Genomic DNA, 2,815 nt, shown 5'->3' with positions numbered 1-2,815 from the left:
GAACGAGTACTCGTTCATCATCACGCCGCCGAGGGTGTCGAGCCCGGCCACCCGGCCGGTGAGCATGATCATCGACTCGCCGACCGAGGCGCCGTACGTGGCGAGTTCCTGCGGGGTGTCGTACAGGGCTGCGATCGACAGCCCGGTGACGAGGTACAGCGCGGCCAGGCCGAGGACCCAGGCGGCCGCGGCCCGCCACCCGGTGCGCAGGGCGATGCGTGCCAGCAGGCCGGTGCCGGCGAACGGCGAGGTCATCGCCGGTCCCCTGTCCGCTCCTCGCCCCCGGTGGCCGCACCGGCACCGGAGTAGGCGTTGAGGAACAGGTCGTCCAGGCTGGGCGGGGTCGCGGTGAGCGTGTGGATGCCGGCCGCGTGAAGGAGGCCGGTGACCTCCCCCAGCTGCGGGGCCGGCACGTGGCAGCGGACCTCGAACCGACCGTCGGCGGCCTCCTCGATCCGCAGGCCGTCGACCCCCGTCACGCGCCCGAGTGAACCCGGATCGGCGTCGGTGACGGCGTGGACCTCGGTCGTCGTGTGACGCCGCAGATCGGCCAGCGTCCCCGAGGTGACGGTGCGGCCGTCGCGGATGATGCTCACGCGGTCGGCGAGGGTCTCGACCTCGCCCATGATGTGGCTGGACAGCAGCACGGTGGCGCCGCCGTCGACGGCCTCGCGGACGCACTCCTGGAACGTCTGCTCCATGAGCGGGTCCAGGCCGGACGTGGGCTCGTCCAGCACGAGCAGTTCGGCGTCGGAGGCCAGCGCGGCGATCAGCGACACCTTCTGCCGGTTGCCCTTGGAGTAGTCACGCGTGCGCTTGGTCGGGTCCAACCGGAAACGCTCGATCAGCTCATACCGACGATCCGGGTCCAGTCCCCCGAGCGCCCGACCCAGCAGATCGATGCACTGGCCACCCGTGAGCCGCGGCCACAGGGTCACCTCGCCGGGGACGTAGGCCAGCCGGGCGTGGAGCTCGACCGCGTCGCGCCACGGGTCCCCGCCGAACACCGTCGCCCGCCCGGAGTCGGCGCGCATGAGCCCGAGCAGGATCCGGATGGTGGTGGATTTACCCGACCCGTTGGGTCCGAGGAACCCGTGGACCTCCCCGCGGCGCACGTCGAGGTCCAACTCGTCCAGGGCCCGGGCGCGGCCGAAGGTCTTGACCAGGCCCTCGACCCGCACCACGCTGTCGTGTTCTGAACGCATGATCAGCTCCTTCGTCCGATTACCCCGATCATCCCAGGGATCCGCGTCACAATGTGCCCATGCGCTCTCCCATGTCCGGCCACCGTGACTTTTCCCCGTCGATCCCGGATCGCCTGACCAAGGCCGTCATGACCGCTGCCGGGTTCCTGCCCGGCCCGCTCCTCCGACTCGTGGGCGGGACCCCGCGACGGATGGACGGCCAGGTCCTCGACCCGCACTTCCAGGCCGGGCTCCGGGTCATCTCGATGACATCCGAGGGCGAATACGAGGATCTGACCGTCGAGAAGGCACGTTCGGCCGTCGAGCGGTCGGCGTTCACCGTCTCGGGGAAGAAGATCGACCTCGCCGTCGTCACCGACATCGTCCTCCCGCTCGGCGACACCGACCCGGACCGGGCCGACCTGCCCGCGCGCCTGTACTCGCCGGTCCACGGTGACGAGACGCTGCCCGCACTGGTGTTCTTCCACGGCGGCGGCTGGGTGCTCGGCAGCGTCGACTCGCACGACGCGACCTGCCGCTACATCGCCAAGACGGGCCGGCTCAAGGTGATCAGCGTGGACTACCGGCTGGCACCCGAGTTCCGGTTCCCCACCGCGGTCGAGGACGCGATCACCGCGTTCCGGTACGTCCGCGACCACGCCGAAGAGCTCGGCGTGGACCCGGCGCGCATCGCGGTGGGCGGTGACAGCGCCGGCGGCAACCTGGCGGCGGTGGTCTGCCAGCAGACGCGCGACGCCGGGGAGAAGATGCCGGACTTCCAACTGCTGTTCGTCCCCGCCACCAACATGTCCGCGCGGACCCGCTCGTACGAGCTGTTCGGCGACGGCTTCTTCCTCACCCGGGCCAACATGGACTGGTACGAGGAGACCTACATCCGGTCCGACGAGGACCGGCTCGACCCCCGCGCCTCCCCCCTGCTGGCCGAGGACTTCTCGGGACTGCCGCCCGCCCACGTGGCCACGGGCGGGTTCGACCCGCTGCGCGACGAGGGCGAGGCGTACGCCCGGAAGATGGCCGACGCCGGTGTCCCGGTCTCGCTGCGCCGCCACGAGACGCTGGTCCACCCGTTCGTCAACGCCGTCGGGGCCACCCCGCTCGCGCGCTCGGCGCTGTCCGAGGCGGTGGGCGCGATGCGGATGGGGCTGGCGTACTGACCCCGGAGCGCGTGTTACCTTGTGATCGCCAGCGAGACCGATCGGTCGCGGGAATCCGGTGCGAATCCGGAACTGACGCGCAGCGGTGAGGGTGATGGGCGTACTCGTGCTCGACGAACCGACCAACCACCTCGACATCCGCCACCAGCTCGACCTGCTGGCCCTGGTCCGCGCCACCGACACCACGGTGATCGCGGCCCTGCACGATCTCACCCTGGCGGCCACGTTCTGCGACCATCTCATCGTATTGTCCGGTGGGCGGCTCGTGACCGGCGGCGCGCCCCACGAGGTGCTCACCGCCGACCTGATCCGGGAGGTGTACGGAGTGGAGGCCGAGGTGACCCACGACGGGCGGGGGGCGCATGTCCGCTATCTCGCGCGCTGACCCGCGTGCGCGTCGCGGGGGCCGCGCGAGCGCGATGCCTGCCCGCGCGGCAGGCATCGCGGCCGGGTTCG

Annotated in this window: 3 protein-coding genes and 1 pseudogene; 2 read left to right on the top strand and 2 right to left on the bottom strand. The window is 71.3% G+C overall.

The window, feature by feature from the left end:
- Together G6023_RS06220 and G6023_RS06215 are read right to left on the bottom strand one after the other, a co-directional pair.
- Window positions 1-255 (bottom strand): annotated as a pseudogene (locus tag G6023_RS06220) (hypothetical protein); the annotation flags it as partial.
- Window positions 252-1,205, bottom strand: coding sequence for an ABC transporter ATP-binding protein (locus tag G6023_RS06215; protein WP_120285767.1), 954 nt, complete (start codon window positions 1,203-1,205; stop codon window positions 252-254). The gene G6023_RS06215 and the pseudogene G6023_RS06220, both read right to left, overlap by 4 nt.
- 59 nt (window positions 1,206-1,264) lie before the next feature.
- Between G6023_RS06215 and G6023_RS06210 the strand changes: the two genes are divergently transcribed.
- Together G6023_RS06210 and G6023_RS06205 are read left to right on the top strand one after the other, a co-directional pair.
- Window positions 1,265-2,359 (top strand): alpha/beta hydrolase, encoded by a 1,095-nt coding sequence (locus G6023_RS06210; protein WP_241727721.1) that lies wholly within the window; start codon window positions 1,265-1,267, stop codon window positions 2,357-2,359.
- A gap of 94 nt (window positions 2,360-2,453) precedes the next feature.
- Window positions 2,454-2,744: an ATP-binding cassette domain-containing protein gene (locus G6023_RS06205; RefSeq protein WP_472986424.1), complete on the top strand. Its 291-nt coding sequence runs from the start codon at window positions 2,454-2,456 to the stop codon at window positions 2,742-2,744.
- Window positions 2,745-2,815 lie beyond the last annotated feature (71 nt).

Source organism: Dietzia sp. DQ11-71 (genome assembly GCF_014144995.1).
GTDB lineage: Bacteria > Actinomycetota > Actinomycetes > Mycobacteriales > Mycobacteriaceae > Dietzia > Dietzia kunjamensis.
Note: the sequence above shows the minus strand (reverse complement) of the source record. Positions and strands in the feature narration are given on the sequence as shown.